Here is a 21,288-nt window from a genome sequence, read left to right on the forward strand (position 1 = left end):
GAAAAATCCATTGAAAGTGTGCTTTTACGCACACTCTCAATAAATATTGTAAAATTCTTTCTACAGAAACAGCTTCCCATGAACTCATCTTTTAACTCTTATTCTAAAAAATCCTCATCTGCACATTTCTCGATGCCATCATTTTTATTTACAAACTTTAATAGCTTTTGAGCTTCACTTAGATGTGTTAAATCGCCACTTACTAATGGCAGAAAGACTTGGTTTTTCTTTTTCAAGTTCTTCTAATGATATTAGCATTCCTATAAACTCTTCAAAATTATTTGCAAGTACTTGAATTTCAAAATCATATTCTTGAAAACATTGGGTTCTCCATCTTTTCCACATTCACGATAATCTAAATAGATGATATCATGTCCACCAGATTCTGTATCTGCAATAATACTTCCTATATCTCGTGGATATTCCCATTCATTAAACCAAAATTCATTTTCAAATTTTCCAAATATTAGCCCCCTAAGTCCGCTAAATACCTTAATGATTGAGAGTCATCCCATAATCACCCGTTCATTACCTTCAGCTCCTTAACCATATCAATTTTTGAAAGCTTTATATGCTGGCTAAGCTGGATAGTGATAAATATTATGATGCTGTATAGGATGGACTTTAAGTACATCATTAGCGGTATATCAGCAATTATATAGGCATCAAGTTTTGTCATTGATACATAGATAAGGTACTTCATAAGCATGTCCAAGACAGGGATCATAATAAATTGTAAGGCAATAAGTAGAATGAAAATACTGCTTACATAGGTTCTTATGATCTCCCCGTCACTAAAGCCAAAAACCTTTAGGTAGCTTATATTTATCCTAGACCTGTCAAAAATAGTGTTCATAACTATAAAGCATATTATTAAGTAGAAACCTATCCCCACATAGAAAAGCATATCAAATACAGCCCCGAAGCCGTCCAGAAAATGCTCGGTTGTCTTTGACATCTCCTGTCCATTGATTTCTGTAATGAGCTTATCTTTTGAAATACTTAACTGATTGTCTGATAAGTAGCTGTTAAAATAACCTTCTTCCTTATCCAGCACCTTATTTAAATGTTCTTTAGGTATAAAAAGCTGGAAAAAGTTATTTTCCTTATCGATATCCTTTATCCTTAGGCTGATTGTCCGGGCCTTATAGGGTTCCTTTATCCTTATTTCATCACCAACATTGATTGAAAACCTTTTAACGAAGCCTTGGCTGGCCACAATTTCATTATCCTTTAGGCTATCATAGTCCCTTATATTAAATTTCGATTCCCTCTCAAGTCCGAAGACCTTGACTTTCTTATCCTCATGGTCAATAAGCTGACCCTCTATAATGTGGGCCATTTCAGCCTTTACCCCCTCCTGCGGCATCTTTACCAGGTAGGTGTAATTGTATTTCATAGAATCGCTCATCTTTTTTGCATAATCATGTATGATTGGCTTTATTGAAAGACCGAATATTAGGAGGATATTGGCCAATAAGATACCGAAGATAAGGGCAAATATATTTAATTTATTATCCAGGACCATCCTTATTTTAAGTCTACTTATAAAGCTAATGCCTTGAAGTTTCAACTTGCTCTTTCTCTTTTCCTCTACCAACTTCCCTCTTAAAAAGTCCAGAGGACTAAAACGCAGGGACATTGAAATAACGAAAAAGTTAACAAGAAGGTATATTAAAAGGGGTATCATAGTTGTAAGTAGGAAAGACCTAAAGCTAATTTTTGCTTCAAAATTAGGGAGGTCAAAGCTATTATAGTAGAGGGCCACATACTTCCTAAAGGCATATATGTAAGCTACTATATTCCCAAGAATTCCGGCAAGTAGGGTTAGGAAGATGGGCATCTTCATATAATTAACCAGAAGCTCATTTTTCTTGTAGCCAGAGGCTAGGAGGGTCCCTATGACAGGGGCTTCACTTTCAATTAGGCTCTTTACCTGAACTGCACTTATAAAGGCTAATGCTATAAAGAGGATGCACATGAAGGTGGTCATGGTCGGTACATCACCCTCCATATCATCCATTAAATAGCTTATGCAATGGTTGTTGGCCCTTATTACCCCATCTATTACCATATTTTCATTATTAATGACCTTTGCTATTTCTCTAAGTTGGTCTAAAGCCTCTTCTTCCCCCAACTTGCTGTCATTATGGTAACTATAGTTATATTTAACTGGTAATTCATCAAAACTTTCGAACCCCTCCCTTGTAAGTAAACAGATCCCGAAATAGCCAGTATCCATAACAAGGTCATCCCTGTTGCGAAGGAGGCTTGAATAATCTGGCAGGGAGACCAGGCCGACTATCTTAAAAGTCCTGTCCTGAACCTTAATTTGATCATTTATTTTAAGCTTGTTAGCCCGGGCATAGTTTCCTGAAATAGCCAGCTCATCCCTACTTAAAGCCAGCCTGCCCTCAAGGATCTGTGGAAGGTTGATTTCCTCCCTATTTTCAAAGGCCCTAATCTTCTTCCCCTGGCCCTGGTCCCCTTCAATATAGAAGTTTTTGTAGACCTTTATATTTTTCTCTTCCAATTTTTTTATTAATTTGTCAGTCAGGGGATTAATTGTAGTGAATTGTCCATCTTCTACCTTACCCTCTTGAAGCTGCTTGTAATAGAGAGACTTGACAGAGTCCTGAGAGGTGAAAAAGGCGGATGAAAATACTATAACAAATAACATGGCTAGGAAGATCGCTATTATCCTTACAGGCCTGTCATATATCTGCCTAAAAACTCTTTTATTTATGGGGTTTTTCATTACCAGTTTACCTCCCTTGCTGTGATCTTATCCTTGTTTTCTTCGTAGCTTTTGATCTTACCGTCATGGAGGGATAGGACAAAGTCGCACATCCTTGCTATTTGATTATTGTGAGTGGCGATGATGACTGTAGTCCCATAGGTGCTATTAAGTTTTTCAATTAATTTTAAAACATCTTTGGCACTTTCATAGTCAAGGGCTCCAGTGGGCTCATCGCAGATTAAAAGCTTTGGTCTCTTTACTATAGCCCTGCCTATGGATGTCCTCTGGGCCTGGCCGCCTGAAATCTCATTTGGGTACTTGTAAACCTGATCCCTTAAACCCAAATCATCAATTAGTGTTTCAATATCTAGTGGATCCTTAGATAGGTACTTACCCACCTCAATATTTTCCTTAACATTTAAATTACTAACCAGGTTGTAAAATTGAAAGACAAAACCCAAGTAGTTTCGGCGGTATAGTTCAAGATCCTTCTTATTCATTGACCCCAGGTCATTGCCAAAGACATCCACCTTGCCCTCATCAATAGACTCGATCCCACCAAGAATATTCAAAAGAGTTGACTTGCCCGACCCTGAAGGTCCTAGGACACATATAATTTTATGATCCTCCAAGTCCAGATTAATCCCCTTTAGGACTTCAATCCTCTCTTTTTTGAAACTATAATATTTATGTAAATTTTCTATCTTAATCATTTTATTCCTCCATTTCTAATTAAATAAGGGTCTACTTACAGGGCAGCTATTTTGATGGTCAGACCTCTAATCTCAGACTGGAAGCTTCGTTAGCCACTCCTAATCAATTTCATATTATTACTCATATATATAGATGTCAAAGAATAATGATTGTCTAGGGGTTAAATTCACCTGTTCATAATAAGGATAGTATGGCCAAGGACACTATTAAACAATAAGGCATTGATTTTCTTATAAAAAATTTTTTTAAAATTGCTATTTTCCAATAGATAGCTTTCCATTTCTTCAGACTCGTCTGCTTCATGTAGCTCTTTCATTAGATTGATTTTCTCATCTTCTGTTAGTAAATTAAATTCTTTAATCGTTATTCCTTTGTTCATAAGTGAAAATCCTCTCTTACACATAACATTCTATTTTTCATTTCTTTTTACATATGTTATCTCTATATCATAGCCCAAAGCTTCCAGCATAGAAACGAAGGTCTTGTTCATTACAGAATCCGATTTTTTTACGATACGATTCACATACTGCCCTGTAGATCCTATGCTTTCTCCAAGTTGTGCTTGAGTCATACCGGCCTCAATACACTTTATTTTTACATCGACTTCAATATTATTTTTTATCATTATACCCCAATCACTTTTCTGTTGTAATATTATCCTATTAGGATTATTGATTGCATATTAGCGTTATATAATACATAGTGTTATTAAGCAATTAAAAACAGCATACATAAAATTGTTGTTGCATCTTGCTAACTATTCCAAAAGAAAAAGCCATATCTCAGGGATATAGCTTCTTTGCTTATAATGAAGTTTATACAAAATTATTGTAATTTTTATTTCATCTATAATCGTTATGATAGAAACTTACAAATTAGATTTACCAGCAAGATTTGTCGAACAACCTAAATGACTTCATTATTTATTCACTTAAATGGACTCCAAGAATTTCTTTAATGTCTTCCACAGTTAGATTATTCTTACTTTCTTGGCCCTCTAGAACTGTATTCACTAATTCTTTTTTACTCTCTTATAATTGCTGAATTTTTTCTTCAATTGTACCAAGAGTTACTAAGCAATAAACATCTACCTGTTTCGTTTGTCCAATACGATGGCTTCGTCCGATAGCTTGCATTTCTACTGAAGGATTCCACCATAAATCACATAAAATAACTGTATCAACACCCGTTAAATTCAACCCAGTTCCCCCAGCTTTTAATGAAATTAAGAAACAATCCTTTTCACCTGCATTAAAGGCATTCACCATTTCTTGACGTTCATCTGATGGCGTTTGACCGGTTAATTTAAAGTAAGTCCTTGTTTTTCTAATTCCAACTCAATGAGTTCTAACATCTTTGTAAATTGTGAGAAAATTAATGGACGAGCACCTTTTTCACGAAGTGTTGTTAACAATTCCATTAAGCTATCCATTTTTCCACTTTCTCCTGAGTAGTCATCAAGGAATAAGGATGGTGTATTACAAATTTGACGTAATCGTGTTAATCCCGGTAATAATTCTATTTTTCTCTTTTGTAATTCATCATCTGAATGAGATTCTACGATATCTTGCATTCGTTGAACTTGAGCGATATACAATGATTTTTGAGGAGAAGTTCATTCATTACTATATAAATATTCATTTAATGGGGGGAATTCTAAAACAGCTTCTTCTTTTTTCCTTCTTAAAATAAATGGTTGAATTAATTTTGCGACCATTTCTGGTGTTAACTTGCTAAATTCTTTTTTACTTGGTAATAATCCAGGAAGAACAAATTGAAAAATCGACCAAATTTCTTCTAATCGGTTTTCAATGGGTGTTCCGGATAAAGCAAAACATGTTTCAACATCAAACTCTCTTAATGCGTGTGCAATTTTCGTTTGGCTATTTTTCACCATTTGTGCTTCATCTAAAATTAAATAACGATAATGATATTTTTGATATTCTTGTTTCAATTGTCTAAATAAATATAAACCTACTAAATCTATATTTTTAGCATACGGAAAACTCCTCTTGACTTCCTCCTCTTACTATGTGTTTACATTCATACATTTTCTACTCCATACCATCAAAGTCTTCGAATTTTACTGAGGCTAGTTTTGAAACTCCAGATTCTTGCATTGTTACTCCATATAATACATCTGCTTCTTCCATTGTTCCTCTTCTATGAGTAATAACAATAAACTGTGTATTTTTAGTAAATTCTTTCAAATATCGACCATATCTAGCGACATTTGCCTCATCTAAGGCTGCTTCTACCTCATCTAGTAAGCAGAATGGCACAGGCTTCACTTCTAAAATTGCAAATAATAATGCAATGGCTGTAAAGGCACGTTCTCCCCCAGATAATAGACTTAAGGATTGCAATTTCTTACCAGGTGGTTGAGCAATAATCTCAATTCCTGTTTCTAATAAATTCGTAGGATCTGTTAATTCAAGAGATGCACGTCCTCCTCCAAACAATCTTGGGAATGTTTGTTGGAATTGACTTGAAATTGCATCGAAAGTTTGTTTGAATCGACTCGTCACTTCCGTATCCATTTCTGTAATCGTGTCTTCTAGATTTTTCTTTGCATCTAGTAAATCTTGTTGTTGGATGGTTAAAAATTCAAATCTTTCTTGAACTTTATCATATTCCTCAATCGCCATTAAATTTACTGCACCCATTTGTTCGATTTGTTGTTTTAAGATGCGAACCGTTTTTGAAGCATCTTCAATGGACATCGTTAATTCTGTTTTTTCGATTGCTGCTTCAAATGTTAATTCATATTCTTCACTTAAATATTGTAGTTTTTGATCAATTGCTAATTCAAATCGATTGGCTTTTGTTTCAACTTTTGATTGCAGTTTCAAATACTCTTGTAATTGATGTTGCGCTTGATTTCGACCGACTTCTGTTTCTTTATTCAATACTTCCAATTGAATTCTTTCTTCTTTTAGTCTATCTAAATCTGCTTCTAATGCTGTAACAGTTTCTTTAATCGCTTCGTAATCTTTTACAATTTGGTTGTAATCTGCTTCATTTTTCTCTTTTAAGTCCTTCTGTTCATCTTTTTTCGATTCCAATAAATGAACTTGTTCTTCTAAACGTTTTAATGACAGTTTTTCTTGCTTGAATTCTTTCTTTTGATGTTGGACTTGCTCTTGAATACGAGCTTTTTGTGTCCCCACTTCTTGTAATTCTTGTTGTTTTTCTTGAAGCTGTTGTGTACGGTCTTCTTGAGACAATTGTAAATAATCCAATTCTTTTTTAACCGTTTGATTCTCTTTTGTAATCCTTCTTAACGCTTCATGAGTTTCCACATATTGCTGTTCTAATTGTTCATATTGCTCAATTGATTCATCTAATTCATATTGTTGACTTAATGTTTGACGACTAATTTTATTAAATTCATCTTTTGAGAATTGTAATTCTAATCTTACTTCTTGTAATTGTTGTTTTAAAAAGGTTTCTTCTTCTTGAATTGCTGTTCCTTTTTGAACAATTTCGTTCCATTTGGTTTCCAACTGATTCCATTTTTCTAAAAACTGCTTCTCATATTCTTTCAACTGATGCAATTGTTGTTCTAACGTTTCTAATTGACTATTCCGTTTTACAAGAGATTGTTGTTGATGATTTTTAGAAGCTCCACCGGTCATCGAACCACCAGCATTAACAACATCTCCCTCTAAAGAAACGATACGATAACGGTATTGCAAGACTTTAGCAATTATCATAGCATCATCCAATGTTTTGGTAACGACAGTTGTTCCTAAAATATTTCTAACAATGGATTGATACGTTTTTTCTACATGAACTAAATCACTGGCAATTCCGACATAGCCTTGTAAAGAGAATAATTGTTGTTGAACCGCATCTGGCATTCTTTTCTCTTTAATAATCGTTAATGGTAAAAATGTTGCTCGTCCTAAACGGTTCATTTTTAAATAGTCAATCGCTTTTGCAGCAGCTTGTTCATGTTCTACTACAACATGTTGACTACATGCTCCTAAAGCAATATCGATGGCTAATGTCACCTCATCATCTACTCGAATTAATTCAGCAACTGAACCAATGACACCTGCGATTTGTTTCTTTTGTTTTAAGATTTCACGAACCCCTTGATAGTAACCGGCATAATCTTCAGAAACTTGTTTCAAACTATGATAGTTAGCTTGTGTTTGTTGTAATTGTCGTTCAATTTTTTGTTTTTGTTCTTGCATGGTTTGACGTTCTTGACGCAAACTGTCTACTTGTTGACGATGACTACTTAAGTCTTCTTGTTTAGAATTTGCTTGTTGAGCTAAATTTTCTTCTTTTTCCACTAACTGGGCAATCTTTTGATCTAATTGTTTCGACTGTTCTTCAAATAATTCTTGTTTTTCTAGTAATTTATCATGTTGATTTTGATTTTGTTCCATCGAACGTTCCAAGTGTTTTTCTTGGTTCGTTAATTTTGAAATTTCTTGTAATTGCTCGATATAGTCACTTTGTAATTGCTTTTGTCGCTCTTCATTTCCTTGACTTAATTGTTCTAATTCTTCTACTAATTTAGACCATTGAGCCTCGATTTCATTCAGTTCCACTTCTTTAATGGCAACTACTCTCTCTAATTCAGCCACAGTTTTTTCTGTTGATTCTAACTGACGTATCACTTCTACTAATGCTAATTGATTTTCTTCATTGGTACGATTCGCAAACTCTTGTTTTTGTTGATAAACTTTACGTTCCCCATCTAATTGTTCCATTTTTTGAATCATATCCACGTATAACACTTGTTTTTCATCTAACTCAGTATTTTTTACAGCAAGTAATTCTTGTTGATCAGACACTTTCTTCTCTAGCTCTACTAATCTTTGTTCTGTTTTCGTTACAGTTTCTTGTAACTGTGCCACTTCTCGTTTAGCAACCGTCCATTGAGTGTTTAATGTTTCAATTTCAACGGCTAATAAGGCTGTTTCAATGCCTTGTAATTCTTCTTTTTTAGATAAATAAACAATCGCTTTTTCTTTTTGTTCTAATAAAGGAGTTAATTGACTGTTAATTTCATGTAAAATATCTTCTACACGATTTAAATGTTCTTGTGTTTGGTCTAATTTTCTTTGCGCTTGCGTTTTACGATCTTTATATTTTAATACCCCTGCAGCTTCTTCGATAATCATACGACGATCTTCAGGTTTATCATTGAAAATTTGTTCGACTTTCCCTTGAGAAATTAACGCAAATGAATCCTTCCCTAAACCAGAATCCATCATTAAACTTGTAATATCTTTTAAGCGACAGGCTTTCTTATTAATAAAGAAGTCACTATCCCCATTACGGTTCAACCGACGAGTTAATACAACTTGAGAATGCTCAATTGCCAATTTTCCATCTTCATTGTTAATATGCAAATTTACTTCAGCAATATTGACCGGTTTACGAGTTTGAGAACCTGCAAAAATAACATCATCCATTTTTTTACCACGTAAACTTTTAGCGGATTGTTCTCCTAAAACCCATTTAATTGCTTCTGACAAATTAGATTTCCCACTTCCGTTTGGACCTACAACTGCTGTAACACCTTTATCAAATTCGATAACGGTTTTATCCGCAAAGGACTTAAATCCAGACATTTCAATTTTCTCTAACTGCATCCTTGACTCCTTTTTAAAAAATAACGTTTAATTTTTCTAATGTTCTTCTAGCAGATAATTGTTCTGCTGCTTTCTTCGTCTTACCTTCACCAATTTCATAGCCTTTATCATTAACATGAACTTGTACTGTATAAAAACGTGCATGAGAAGGGCCTTCTTCTTTTAGTAATTCATAACGAATGTTCACATTACCATTTCTTTGGAAATATTCTTGTAATTCTGTTTTAAAATCACCAACTAAAGTAAATCTTCCATCTTTCATTTTTGAGATAATAACTTTTGTTAGAAATTGACTAGCACCTTCAAACCCTTGGTCTAAATAAATAGCACCCACAAAAGCTTCAAAAACGTCACAGAGAACTGCTGGATTTTCATGTCCTTTTGATGCTCGTTCTCCTTTTCCTAATAAAAGATATTTATCTAACTCACACTCTTTTGCAAGTGTCGACAAACTTTCTTCGCAAACGATTTGCGCTCTTAATTTTGTTAACTCGCCTTCTTTTTTCGTTGGCATTTGACGGTATAACCAGTTAGAAATGAATAATTCTAAAACAGCATCGCCTAAAAACTCGATACGTTCATTATAAATTCCTTTGCAAGCTTTATGTTCATTTGCATAGGATGAATGAGTTAATGCTTCTTTTAGATAGTTTTCATTTTTAAATTGTATTTGAAATTCTTTTGCTATTTTTTCTTTAAATTGTTCAATTGAATACATGCCATTCGGCTCCTTATTATTTCTCTATCTTTTTATTATAAAAGGTTTACCATCACATTACAAACGATTTTGAAAAAATGAGCGTATTCTAAGACGTAAAGCAATAGAAAAGACTTTTACATATTGTAGTAAGGTCGACAGCAGCCTCGCTTTGCGAGTCTCATGTCTAAACTTTGAGCCTTGGTCTCAAAGTTTCCCTGTAATATTATCCAAAATCGGATAATATTACTACTACAATAACAAGTCTTTTCTATTGCTTCACTTTTTGTCTCCCATTCATTATGTAATCATACCTAAACACACGAAAAATGTATTATCCTTCAAAAATAATTATAATTTATTTCACATAAAGTTTCAAAGTAACTTCTAGTTAAGTATCAAAACTAGAAGTTAATCTGGAACTGAAATTTATGGTAGAATTAAGTATGAGAAAAATGATGGTATGGAACGATGAAACATAAACATTTAATTTTATCTGATCATAAGGACAAAGAGAAAATCGCCAATGCCCTTCAACTACCCTATTCCAACGCAAAATTAGAAGCAACGAATAATCTCATCAAACTTATCAAACGAAATGCCTTTGGATTTCGGAACTTTGAAAACTTCAAAAAACAGATTTTTATCACTCTGAATATCAAAAAAGAAAGGACGAAATTTGTCCTTTCTCGATTTTAGCTTTTCTTCAACCCACTACAGTTGACTATATTATGTGTTTTATTGTGTAAAGAGTTACTTGATTTTTCCACGAATCAAGTATTGTTTTGTCTCACCTTTATTATATTTTTTCAAGCAATTCTTGTATCATTCTATTTATTTCTTCTATCTTCTCAGATTGTTTCTCTAGTAATAATCTTTGACTAGATAATTCGTCTTTGAGTTTATCAAGTTTTATCTGTTCATCTGGATTATCTTTTACAAAAAAGTGTGTCAAGGCACTTGTTAGCATTCCTATTGTACCAATCCCTACCAACATTAATAAAACAGCTATCCATTTCCCAAAAAGAGAAACTGGTACAATATCACCATAACCAACAGTGGTTACTGTCACAAGAGCCCACCAAAGACTATCTGAAAAGGATTTTTCTTCAACTACAGATAAAATTGAACTTCCTACTAGCACGATAAAGATATTAACATACAAGATATAAATCAGGCCATTTGTCCGTAAGAATCTACTAATTTTTCTTTCTATTTTACTTGTAAGTTCAATTATTCTACGTAAACGTTTCAGTTTCAGAAATTTTGTCATCCTTGCTAAGCGGAAGATACGCCCTAACCGAAATACTGTAAAAATAGCATTTAAAGGGGGAATAGCCAATAAATTAAAAATATTTTCTAGAATAAAACTCCATATTTTCTTCAAATTTTTACTTTCCTTCTTTCTATACTATTATTACTCAGCTTTAATTCAATAAATATCTCTGCGATGACCAACTTCTAGAGTAGCAACGACTAATTCATTGTCTAAAATTTGTACGATAACTCGATAATTACCAATTCTATAGCGCCATTGACCAACGCGATTACCAACCAAAGCCTTTCCGTGTCGTCTTGGGTCTTCCAAAACATTGGTTTGTAAATAGTTTGTAATTAGCTTCTGCGTAAAACGGTCCAATTTTTTCAATTGCTTGATGAAACGTCTTGTTGGAACTAATTTATACAAATTATTCTTCCTCCAAGCCTAAATCATGCATCATTTCTTCCCAAGTAATGGGTTCAACTCCTTTTCCCAAGTCGTCTAAATACTCTTGATAGGCTAAATCTGCCACACGAGCGTCGTATTCGTCTTCTAGAGCTTCAAGAGTTTTGGTGCGAATAAGTTCCGACAGGGAAACTCCTTCAAACTTAGCCATTGCTTTCATAAATGTTTTATCAGCTTCAGAAACTTTTAATGTAATAGTAGTCATCTTTTGTACTCCCTCCTCTAATAGTAACACCATTGTATTACTTTTTAGGTGTTCAGTCAATATAAAAAGAACACCTTCTCAGCGTTCTTTTTTTCTCATAAAGTTACTCTAAGACTACATTTTACGGTAGAATTAAGTATGGAACAAATGATGATATAGAACCATGAAACAAAAACATTTAAGAAGTTTTTACCGTATTTACAAAATACTTGTGATTTCAAATGGATCTATTGAAAGGATTAACAACAAGATTTAAGTACTTAAAAGAAACGCTTATGGCTACACTAAAATTGTTTCATCAACCCTATTTGACAAAGTGCCAACATTCTAACACGAAAAACAATAGAAAAAATTTTTTATTGCTTTACTTTTTGTCTTTAAAATCGAACCTTTATCATAATTATTGCCGATTACTAAAATATTCTGCCCAATAAGGATTTTCAGAATTAAAAATTTCCACTTCAACATCTGTCATATTATGAGGATAATCTTGAAAGAGATTATAAATGTGCTTTTTATCAAATGAAAAAAGATGTTCACCAAATGATTCTAAATTATCAATCCACCAAATTGTATCAGTTTTATTTTTCTTATAAAAATCACTTAACATCTCAAAAATTCCTTTCAATTATTTATTCGTTTTATATAGATTAAAACCACTATAATTTAAACTCCATAATTTTTTCGTAACAAATTTAGGCATGAGACCGAAGGGCTGCTGACGTCCTGGCTACTTTTAGAAGAGTTCTTTTTACTTTAAATGCCCTTAATGATTTCTGAAAAGTCCTACATCCCTTTTTTACGATAGCCTTTTACATAATATTGGTTTTTCTCTTCATTAAACTCCAAAATTTCTACTAATGTATTTTGTTGGAGTTGTGAAATTTTTTGTGCTTCGTAAACTTCTACCCATTCTTCATAATGGTCCATTTCTGCTTTCATTTGAACTTCAAGAAATTCTCTTAATCGTTCAATATCTGCTGAATTTTCAGCAGATATCACTAACGAAGGATAAGCATTCGGTTGAAACTCCCCAACGATTAAATCTGATTTATTATAAATCGTCACCATCGGAATAGTTTCCATCTCTAATTCCTCAACTAAATCACGAACCGTTTTTTCATGCATTAAGAAATTCGGAGATGATGCATCTACTACATTCACTAGTAAATCAACATCCGCACTTTCTTCTAAAGTTGACTCAAAAGCATGAATTAAAGTTGTTGGTAAATCTTGAATAAATCCAACTGTATCCGTTAATGTTACATCATATTGATCGGCTAAATCAACTTTTCTTGTTAATGGATCTAATGTTGCGAATAATTGATCCATCTGATACGTTCCAGCATCTGTTAATTGGTTTAGAATTGTCGATTTTCCAGCATTCGTATAGCCAATTAATCCCATTCTAAAACCATTCGAACGATTTCTCTTCATTCTTGAACGTTGACGATGTAACTTCGTTTGCTCTAATTGCGCTTCAATATCTGAAATTTGTTTACGAATATGTCGTTTATCCGTTTCTAATTGAGTTTCCCCTGGTCCTCTTGTTCCAATTCCCCCACCTTGTCTCGATAAGGCTGTACCTTGTCCTGATAAACGTGGTAATAAATAATTTAATTGGGCCAGTTGTACTTGAAGTTTTCCTTCTTTTGAACGAGCACGCATCGCAAAAATATCTAAAATTAATTGAACACGGTCAATAATACGTGCCTTAATCATTTCATTTAGATTTTTCGTTTGAGAACCCGTTAGAGATTGGTAGAATACAATTAAATCAATTTCTAATTCATCGACTAAATGACTAATTTCTTCTACTTTCCCTTTTCCAATCATTGTACGACCACTATAAGTTTCTCTTTTTTGAGTAACTGTTACAACAACTTCCCCTTGAGCAGTATCTACTAATTGCTTCATTTCTTCTAAAGCATATTGAAATTGCTCATCTGATTGTGTTGTTTGAACAGCAACAATCATTACTCTTTCTTTTGTGTTTTCCATTTATTCACTTCCCAGTAAAAACTGCTGACAATCTAAAACAACTTGAGAAATTGTATTAGGATTTTCTACTAAATCATACCAATGTACAGCTTCGAATCGGTTTCTAAACCAAGTTAATTGTCGTTTGGCATATCGTCTAGAGTTTTGTTGAATTTTTTGAATCGTGGCTTCTTTTGATAATTGACCTTCAAAATACTCCCCCCATTCTTTATACCCAATACCTCGAATCGATTGAACATCTAATCCTTTTACAGCATCATATAAATGTCTAGCTTCTTCTTCTAAACCATTTTGCATCATCATGTCTACTCTTGTATCAATTCTTTCATAAAGGACTGCTCTATCCGTTGATAATCCGATCATATAGACATCAAAAATAGCTTCTTTTTGTTGTTGGTCATTAGCTGAAAATGGTTTCCCACTTGCATGTGTCACTTCTAATGCTCGAATGACCCTTCTTGTATTATTGGGATGAATATTTTCAGCACTGATAGGATCGACTGCTTTTAACTGTTCCCACATAGCTTGAGGTCCAATTTCATCTAATTCTCTTTCCTTTTCTAGACGATAAGTTGGATTGTTAGAATCTTCACCACTAAAATGAAAATCAAATAATAACCCTTCAATATAAAGTCCAGTTCCTCCAACAACAATTGGAATCTTTCCACGACTTGCAATCTCTTGAATCGCTTTTCTTGCCATTTGTTTGAAATCACTAGCAGTATACTCTTCTTTCACATCACAGATGTCTAATAAGTAATGAGGAATCCCAAGTGATTCTTCGGGCGTTACTTTAGCTGTTCCAATATCCAATGTTTTATAAACTTGCATGGAATCCCCATTAATGATTTCTCCATTTAATTGTTGTGCTAATTTGATACTGAGAGCTGTTTTTCCAACACCAGTTGGTCCAACAATGACAATGATTTTTTGTTTTTCTACCATATTACTCCTTTATTTCCGAACGTAGCTCTAGTGCTTTTTGTGGATAATCTGTAAAAATCGCTTCTACATGAAGCTCAAAACAATGGTTCATCTCTTCTTCTCGATTCACTGTCCATACACGTTTTGAATATTGTGAATGAATCTCAAAAGCTTCTTTTAATAAACGATAGTCCGGATGAACCGCTTCAAAATTTACTTCTTTAAATTCAAAATTTGCCATTTCTACACTTTCATATAAAAAGGCAATTTCTTGATTCGGTCGTAATTGTTTCATTTGAATAATGCTTCTTGGATTAAAACTAGAATAAATAATTGCAAAATTTGGTTGCATTTTTTCTTGTAATGCCACACATTTTTCAACAATCCCTGCATATTCAATTTGATCCGTTTTTAATTCAATATTTAATTCACCTTTAAAATTCAGTTCCTTTAACAACTGGAAAACTTCTTCCAATGTAGGAATTTTTTCTCCGGTAAATGATTCATGAAACCAACTTCCTGCATCTAATGCTTGAATTTCTTCTACTGTTAAGTCTTGAATAGAACCACTACCATTCGTCGTACGATCAACTGTTTCATCATGAATCACGACTAATTCTCCATCTTTTGAAACATGAACATCTAATTCAATCCCATCACTTTGAACACGTACTGCTTCTTGAAAAGCAGCTAATGTATTTTCTGGATGAGTTCCTCTACTGCCTCTATGCGCAAAAATTTTAGTCATTTGCAATCACCTGTTTCTTTTGAACTTTATTTTGTTGACGAATTTTTTGAGATAATGCAATCAGTTCTGCTGCATGTTGTTTCGTTAATTCAGTCATTTCTTCTCCAGACAACATACGACCAATTTCTTCGATACGCTTGTCTTCTTCTAATGTTGTAAGAGTCGTACGAGTACGATCATCTTTTTCCATTTTTTCAATGAAAATATGAACTCCCGCAATACTTGCCACCTGTGGTAAGTGAGTGATACATAATACTTGAGCAAATTCTGAAATATAATGCATTTTATTCGCAATCGCTTGTGCTACTCGTCCACTAACTCCTGTATCTACCTCGTCAAATACAATTGTTCCCACTCCACGCTTACGAACGAAAATAGTTTTCATGGCAAGGGTAATTCTAGATAATTCCCCACCAGATACAATCTTTTGTAATGGTTTAACCGGTTCACCTTTGTTTGTTGAAATATAGAAGTATACTTCATCCATCCCCGTTTCAAGTAGTTGTTCACTAGGTAGGACACGAATTTCAAAAATAGCTTGTTCCATATATAATTCATGCAATTGTGTTTCAATTTTTTCAGCTAATTCAAGGGCAATTGCCTGTCTTTGTTTCGTCAATTCAAGCGCTACTTCTTTTGCTTTTTGTTCGATTTGTGCTTTTTCTTGGATTAATGTTTCAATAATACTTTCTTTATTTTCAATTTGATTTAATTGAGCTTGTGCTTGTGCTTGAAATTCTAATATTTCTTCTGCATTATCTCCATATTTACGTTTTAACTGATAATAAACATCTAGCCGTTCTTCAATATAGGCTAATCTTTCTTCATCATATTCTGCATGATCTAATTCATGACTCATATGAGAAACAGCATCTTGTAATTGATAATAAGATTCTTGTAATTGCTGATACAATTGTTGGTAATTCTCACCAATTCCTTGTAAAAATCCTATTTCTTGAGAAGCTTGACTAATGGCATCTACTGCAGCATATTCTTCTGTTTGTAAAACCGATAAAGCAGACATTAAGTGTTCTTGAATTTTTTGGAAATGAGTAAAATATTCTTTTTCTTGAACTAATTCTTCCTCTTCTCCAATATAAATATTTGATAATTCAATTTCTTCTACTTGGAATTTTAACAAATCAATTTTTTGCGCATCTTCTTTTTCAGCAGTTTGTAATTTTCGTAGTTGCTCTTGAATACTACAAAAATGTTCATAATACTTACTATATTCGTCTTTTAACGCTTGCAATTTTTGCCCAGCATAGACATCTAAAAGACTTAAATGATGCTCTTCATTTAATAATAAGAAATGTTCATTTTGCCCATGAATATCAATCAAATACGGTCCAACTTGTTTTAATAACGAAACGGTAACCATTTGTCCATTAATGCGACAAGTAGATTTACCTGTTTGATATAATTCACGTTGAATCATCATTTCATCATTTTCGATTTCAATGCCTAATTCTTCGATTTTTCTTTTTGTCTCTTCTGAGTCAATGGTAAAAACTGCTTGAATTGTCGCTTTTTCGCTGCCATATCGAATCATTTCTAAACTAGCACGTTCTCCAGCGAGTAATCCGACTGCATCGATAATAATTGATTTACCTGCACCTGTTTCCCCAGTTAATACCGTCATGCCTTTTTCAAATTGACAGCGAACTTCTTCAATAATTGCAAAATTTTTAATAAACAATTCTTGAATCATCGTTCCACCTCTATTTTAGATTTTTTAATTGTTGATGAGCTTCTTTCACGACTGCTTGAATACCGTTTTTCCAATCATAAGAAGAAGTAACGGTTTCATGTAATTGTAGATGTGCTAAAAACTCGATATTGCCACTTCCTCCCGTAATTGGAGAGAAAGTAAGTTGTTGAACAGAAAAACCAATTTGTTCGCAATATTCTAAAATTTCTTCTAATACATCTTGATGCACTTTTGGATCACTAACAATCCCTTTTTTCCCAATACGTTCTCTTCCAGCTTCAAACTGTGGTTTAATGAGTACAAGAACGTCACCATCCATCTCTAAAATATCTTTTAATGGTGGTAGAATTAATTTTAACGAAATAAATGAAACATCAATCGATGCTACTTGAGGTTTTCCTTTTGTAAAATCTTCAGGCTTACTAAAGCGGAAATTCACTCTTTCCATAACTTCCACTCGTTCATCTTGTCTTAGTTTATAATCTAATTGATTATATCCAACATCTAGTGCATAACTTAATACAGCCCCATGTTGCAGAGCTGCATCCGTAAACCCACCTGTTGAAGCACCAATATCTAATAAAATTTTACCTTCTACACTTACATCAAATGTTTCAAGAGCTTTTTCTAATTTCAAGCCACCTCTTGAAACATAGCGAAGTGTTTCTCCTTTAATATAAAGTTCAGTTGTGATTGGAATTTTTTCTCCTGGTTTATCATAGCGAATATGTTTCACTGCGTCGACAATTTGTCCTGCCATGACAAGTCTTTTCGCTTTTTCCCTAGAATCCGTCAATCCTTGTTGTACGACTAGAAGGTCTACTCGTTCTTTTTCCATTCTTTCTCCTTTAAATCTCTACATATGAGAGAATTTTCATAAATATTTCTTGTACTTGTCTTTGAACCGTTGTTTCATTTTGAATAGATAGAATCGCTTGTTTTGCCTGGTTAATTTCTTGTTCTAAGGCAAGTTTTGCTCCATCAATTCCTAAAATGCTAGGATAAGTATTTTTTTCTAATGCTGCATCTTGTCCAGTAATTTTACCTGTTTTTTCAGAATCCCAGCAAACATCTTGTAAGTCATTTTGAATTTGAAAGGCTAAGCCAAAATGAACTCCGAATTTTAAAAGAGCTTCTTCATAAGGTGTCGCATCCTCTAATACTAATAATCCTAAACGAATGGCAGCTAATAATAATTGTCCTGTTTTATCTGCATGAATTTGTTTTAATTGCTCTAATGTAATTTCTTGATGTTCACTAGCAATATCTCTCATTTGACCTGTGATCATACCGCTAGCTCCAGAAGCAGATCCTAATATTTGGATAACACGAACTTTTTTCGCATCAGATAATTGACATTGTGCTAATTCTTCAAATGCAAGGTTTAATAATGCATCGCCTGCTAAAATGGCAGTTGCTTCATCAAATTGCTTATGAAGTGTTAACTTGCCACGACGATAATCATCATTATCCATCCCTGGTAAGTCATCATGAATCAATGAATACGTATGAATCATTTCTAGAGAAGCTGCTACTGGTAATACTTTTTGAAGCTCAACTTCTTCTAAATGACTAATTAAAAGGACGAATAATGGACGAATTCTCTTTCCTCCACTACTACACGCATACAGCATGGCTTCTTTCAATCTTGTTGAAATATTTGGAATCTCTTCTATTCGAATGAATAAATAGTTTTCTATTTCTTGTTGCCAATATGAAATCATTTCACTCATGAGTTACTCCATTAATCTTCTTTTACAACAATCATTTTGCTGACTGTTTCTTCTGCTTTTGTTAATGTTTCATTACAATATTGACTTAGAGCCATTCCTTCTTGAAACTTAGCAATGGCTTCGTCCAAAGGAACATCTCCTCTTTCCAATTGCTGTACAATTAGTTCTAATTCACTCATTGCTTCTTCAAATTTTTTCTCTTTCTTTACCATAATTGATTTCCTTTCTCTACAGAAGTCACTTTAGAACGAACCGTTCCATCGACTAATTGAATCGTTAATTCTTGTTCTACTTTTAACTGATCAACACTTTTAATGATTGTTTCCTCTTGTTGTAAAATCCCATACCCTCGATTCATAATCTTTAATGGACTTAATAAGTCTAATTGCTGAATCACTCTTTGGAATTGTTGTTTTTTATCTTTCATCAATTGAACTTGTGCTTGTTCTAAACGTTTTGCTAAATATTGGAGTGCTTGTTTTTCCGTTTGCACTCTTCTACTAGGCGAACATAATTCTAAACGATGTTGACTTTTTACTAATTGCTGACGTTTTTGCTGAACATTTTGCTGCATCATTTGCTGCAATCTCATTTCTAATTGGTCCACTCGCTGTTGATATACTTGATAAATCCGTTCTGGATTTTGGAAAATACTTGCATTAGCTAATGCTTGCATTCTTTCTCGTTTAATTTGTAATTGACGAGTTAATGATTGTTCCAGACGTGTTTGCAAATTTCTCAATTGTTGATGAATCTCCATTAAAACAGGCGTTGCAATTTCTGCTGCAGCCGTTGGAGTGGCAGCTCTCATATCAGATACAAAGTCAATTAAAGTCGTATCTGTTTCATGCCCTACACTTGAAATAACTGGAATCGACAATTCAGCAACTCTTCTTACTACTGGCTCTTCATTGAATGACCATAAGTCCTCAATCGATCCCCCACCACGTCCAATAATGACGACATCATAATCTTCTTGTTCTACTAAGTCTAAATTTTTCAAAATACTATTAACAGCATGCACTCCTTGGACAACTGTTGGATATAAAACTAATTGAACAATAGGGAATCTTCTAGCCACTGTTGTTTGAATATCTTGAATAACCGCACCGGATTCGCTCGTTAAAATCGCAATTTTTTTAGGAAATTGTGGGATTGGTTTTTTAGGAAGAGAAAATAACCCTTCAGCTTCTAATTTCTTTTTCAATTGTTCATAGGCTAAATAAAGAGCCCCAACTCCATCCGGTTCCATATGTTCAATATTAATTTGGTATTGTCCTGATTTTTCAAAAACGGAAACTTTACCAATCACTAATACTTTCATCCCTTCTTCAGGACGGAATTGAATCTTTTTAAAGGCAGATTGAAACATCGCTGCAGAAATAATCGCCTGTTCATCTTTTAAATTAAAATATTGGTGAGTCGGACGTAAACGAAAATTTGAAATTTCCCCCGTCAAATATACTCTTCCAAGATGAGGGTCTTTATCAAATTTATATTTTATATATTTCGTTAATGCCGAGACTGTTACATATTCTTCACTCATGATTTATTTCCCTCTTACATGCATTAAGATACGTTTGTTCTAATAACATCGCAATGGTCATTGGACCAACTCCCCCTGGTACTGGAGTAATGGCACTGACTTGATCTTTAACTCCTTCAAAATCTACATCTCCAACGAGTTTGCCAGATTCTAATCGGTTAATGCCCACATCAATAATGACAGCATCTTTTTTAACATGTTCTTTTAAAACTAAATTTGGTTTCCCAACCGCACTAATAATAATATCGGCACGAGCGATTTGTTTCTCTAAATCCTTTGTTCGACTATGACAAACGGTTACCGTTGCTCCACGATTTAAGCCTAACAAAGCCATTGGACGACCAACAATTGTACTTTGCCCAATGACAACCATTTCTTTTCCTACAAGGTCGATTTTGTACTCTTCTAATAATCGAATAATTCCTTTTGGGGTACATGGAACAATACTTTCATCTTTTTGAAGTAATTTCCCTAAATTCACAGGATGGAAGCCGTCTACATCTTTTTCAGGAATAATGGCTTCTAATACCGCCTGGCTATCAATCTGTTTTGGTAATGGTAATTGAACTAAGATTCCATGAATAGCTTCATCATTATTTAATACTTCAATTTTACGCAATAATTCTTCTTGAGAAATGGTTTCAGGTAGTCTTTCTACAACAGAATGAAAGCCTACTTCATTTGCGGCACGTTCTTTATTTCGTACATAAATTTGACTAGCAGGATCTTCTCCTACTAATAATACGACTAAACCGGGTTTTACTGCCTGTTCTTCTACTTTTTGTTTCAATTCTTGACGGATTTTTAAAGCTAAACTTTTCCCATCTAATACAATCGCCATTTACTCACTCCTTTAAATAAAAAATTGAGCAAAAAGTGTTCCTGGAAGCAAATCATTGCTTCGGAGCGCCTTCTTGCTCAACCTCCT

General features: G+C 33.7%; 19 protein-coding genes and 3 pseudogenes. 1 reads left to right on the forward strand and 21 read right to left on the reverse strand.

The genetic code is table 11. The features are described 5' to 3' along the window. Positions 1–174: 174 nt before the first annotated feature. The 8 genes and pseudogenes from LK443_RS08080 to rnc all read right to left on the reverse strand — a co-directional run bounded on the left by LK443_RS08080 (position 175) and on the right by rnc (position 9,787). Entirely contained in the window at positions 175–345 is a 171-nt protein-coding gene (locus LK443_RS08080; RefSeq protein ID WP_227931412.1) for a hypothetical protein, read from the reverse strand. 172 nt (positions 346–517) lie between these two features. Further along, the gene (locus LK443_RS08085; protein WP_227931413.1) at positions 518–2,758 is read right to left on the reverse strand and encodes an FtsX-like permease family protein; all 2,241 of its coding nucleotides are present in this window, start codon (positions 2,756–2,758) and stop codon (positions 518–520) included. Continuing rightward, positions 2,758–3,453, reverse strand: a complete 696-nt coding sequence (locus tag LK443_RS08090) for an ABC transporter ATP-binding protein (RefSeq protein WP_227931414.1) — start codon at positions 3,451–3,453, stop codon at positions 2,758–2,760. The genes LK443_RS08085 and LK443_RS08090 overlap by 1 nt, the downstream gene beginning before the upstream one ends. A 167-nt stretch (positions 3,454–3,620) precedes the next feature. Next, positions 3,621–3,833 carry a hypothetical protein gene (locus LK443_RS08095; RefSeq protein ID WP_227931415.1) on the reverse strand — a complete coding sequence of 71 codons (213 nt, stop codon included), beginning with the start codon at positions 3,831–3,833 and terminating at the stop codon, positions 3,621–3,623. Positions 3,834–3,863: 30 nt separating this feature from the next. Then, complete coding sequence (locus tag LK443_RS08100) at positions 3,864–4,079, reverse strand: helix-turn-helix domain-containing protein (protein ID WP_227931416.1); 216 nt, start codon at positions 4,077–4,079, stop codon at positions 3,864–3,866. Positions 4,080–4,377: 298 nt separating this feature from the next. Further along, positions 4,378–5,417, reverse strand: a pseudogene (locus LK443_RS08105) (DEAD/DEAH box helicase); the annotation flags it as partial. A gap of 91 nt (positions 5,418–5,508) precedes the next feature. After that, positions 5,509–9,069, reverse strand: a complete 3,561-nt coding sequence (gene smc / locus LK443_RS08110) for a chromosome segregation protein SMC (protein WP_227931417.1) — start codon at positions 9,067–9,069, stop codon at positions 5,509–5,511. A 13-nt stretch (positions 9,070–9,082) separates the two neighbouring features. Further along, a complete protein-coding gene (gene rnc / locus LK443_RS08115; RefSeq protein WP_227931418.1) occupies positions 9,083–9,787 on the reverse strand; it encodes a ribonuclease III in 705 nt (234 codons plus the stop codon). 483 nt (positions 9,788–10,270) lie between these two features. Here rnc and LK443_RS08120 point away from each other — a divergent pair. Continuing rightward, positions 10,271–10,465: pseudogene (locus LK443_RS08120) on the forward strand (transposase); the annotation flags it as partial. A 100-nt stretch (positions 10,466–10,565) separates the two neighbouring features. Here LK443_RS08120 and LK443_RS08125 read toward each other — a convergent pair. The 13 genes and pseudogenes from LK443_RS08125 to folD all read right to left on the reverse strand — a co-directional run. Beyond that, positions 10,566–11,150, reverse strand: a pseudogene (locus LK443_RS08125) (potassium channel family protein); the annotation flags it as partial. Between the two features lie 48 nt (positions 11,151–11,198). Continuing rightward, positions 11,199–11,453 carry a type II toxin-antitoxin system RelE family toxin gene (locus tag LK443_RS08130; RefSeq protein WP_227931419.1) on the reverse strand — a complete coding sequence of 85 codons (255 nt, stop codon included), beginning with the start codon at positions 11,451–11,453 and terminating at the stop codon, positions 11,199–11,201. A gap of 1 nt (position 11,454) precedes the next feature. Further along, the gene (relB, locus tag LK443_RS08135; protein WP_227931420.1) at positions 11,455–11,697 is read right to left on the reverse strand and encodes a type II toxin-antitoxin system RelB family antitoxin; all 243 of its coding nucleotides are present in this window, start codon (positions 11,695–11,697) and stop codon (positions 11,455–11,457) included. A gap of 400 nt (positions 11,698–12,097) precedes the next feature. Next, entirely contained in the window at positions 12,098–12,307 is a 210-nt protein-coding gene (locus tag LK443_RS08140; RefSeq protein WP_227931421.1) for a hypothetical protein, read from the reverse strand. A 176-nt stretch (positions 12,308–12,483) separates the two neighbouring features. Further along, positions 12,484–13,698: a GTPase HflX gene (gene hflX, locus LK443_RS08145; RefSeq protein WP_227931422.1), complete on the reverse strand. Its 1,215-nt coding sequence runs from the start codon at positions 13,696–13,698 to the stop codon at positions 12,484–12,486. Then, positions 13,699–14,643, reverse strand: a complete 945-nt coding sequence (gene miaA, locus LK443_RS08150; protein WP_227931423.1) for a tRNA (adenosine(37)-N6)-dimethylallyltransferase MiaA — start codon at positions 14,641–14,643, stop codon at positions 13,699–13,701. Position 14,644: 1 nt separating this feature from the next. Beyond that, positions 14,645–15,370, reverse strand: a complete 726-nt coding sequence (locus tag LK443_RS08155; RefSeq protein ID WP_227931424.1) for a glycerophosphodiester phosphodiesterase — start codon at positions 15,368–15,370, stop codon at positions 14,645–14,647. Then, the gene (gene recN / locus LK443_RS08160; protein ID WP_227931425.1) at positions 15,363–17,081 is read right to left on the reverse strand and encodes a DNA repair protein RecN; all 1,719 of its coding nucleotides are present in this window, start codon (positions 17,079–17,081) and stop codon (positions 15,363–15,365) included. The genes LK443_RS08155 and recN overlap by 8 nt, the downstream gene beginning before the upstream one ends. A 10-nt stretch (positions 17,082–17,091) precedes the next feature. Continuing rightward, positions 17,092–17,919, reverse strand: a complete 828-nt coding sequence (locus LK443_RS08165; protein WP_227931426.1) for a TlyA family RNA methyltransferase — start codon at positions 17,917–17,919, stop codon at positions 17,092–17,094. A gap of 10 nt (positions 17,920–17,929) precedes the next feature. Further along, positions 17,930–18,814 carry a polyprenyl synthetase family protein gene (locus LK443_RS08170; protein ID WP_227931427.1) on the reverse strand — a complete coding sequence of 295 codons (885 nt, stop codon included), beginning with the start codon at positions 18,812–18,814 and terminating at the stop codon, positions 17,930–17,932. An 11-nt stretch (positions 18,815–18,825) separates the two neighbouring features. Beyond that, positions 18,826–19,026 (reverse strand): exodeoxyribonuclease VII small subunit, encoded by a 201-nt coding sequence (locus LK443_RS08175; RefSeq protein ID WP_227931428.1) that lies wholly within the window; start codon positions 19,024–19,026, stop codon positions 18,826–18,828. Next, positions 19,020–20,360, reverse strand: a complete 1,341-nt coding sequence (gene xseA, locus LK443_RS08180; RefSeq protein ID WP_227931429.1) for an exodeoxyribonuclease VII large subunit — start codon at positions 20,358–20,360, stop codon at positions 19,020–19,022. Before xseA ends, LK443_RS08175 begins: the two co-directional genes overlap by 7 nt. Next, a complete protein-coding gene (gene folD / locus LK443_RS08185; RefSeq protein ID WP_227931430.1) occupies positions 20,353–21,201 on the reverse strand; it encodes a bifunctional methylenetetrahydrofolate dehydrogenase/methenyltetrahydrofolate cyclohydrolase FolD in 849 nt (282 codons plus the stop codon). The genes xseA and folD overlap by 8 nt, the downstream gene beginning before the upstream one ends. Positions 21,202–21,288 lie beyond the last annotated feature (87 nt).

It is taken from the genome of Granulicatella elegans, from assembly GCF_020735385.1.
Lineage (GTDB): Bacteria > Bacillota > Bacilli > Lactobacillales > Aerococcaceae > Granulicatella > Granulicatella elegans_B.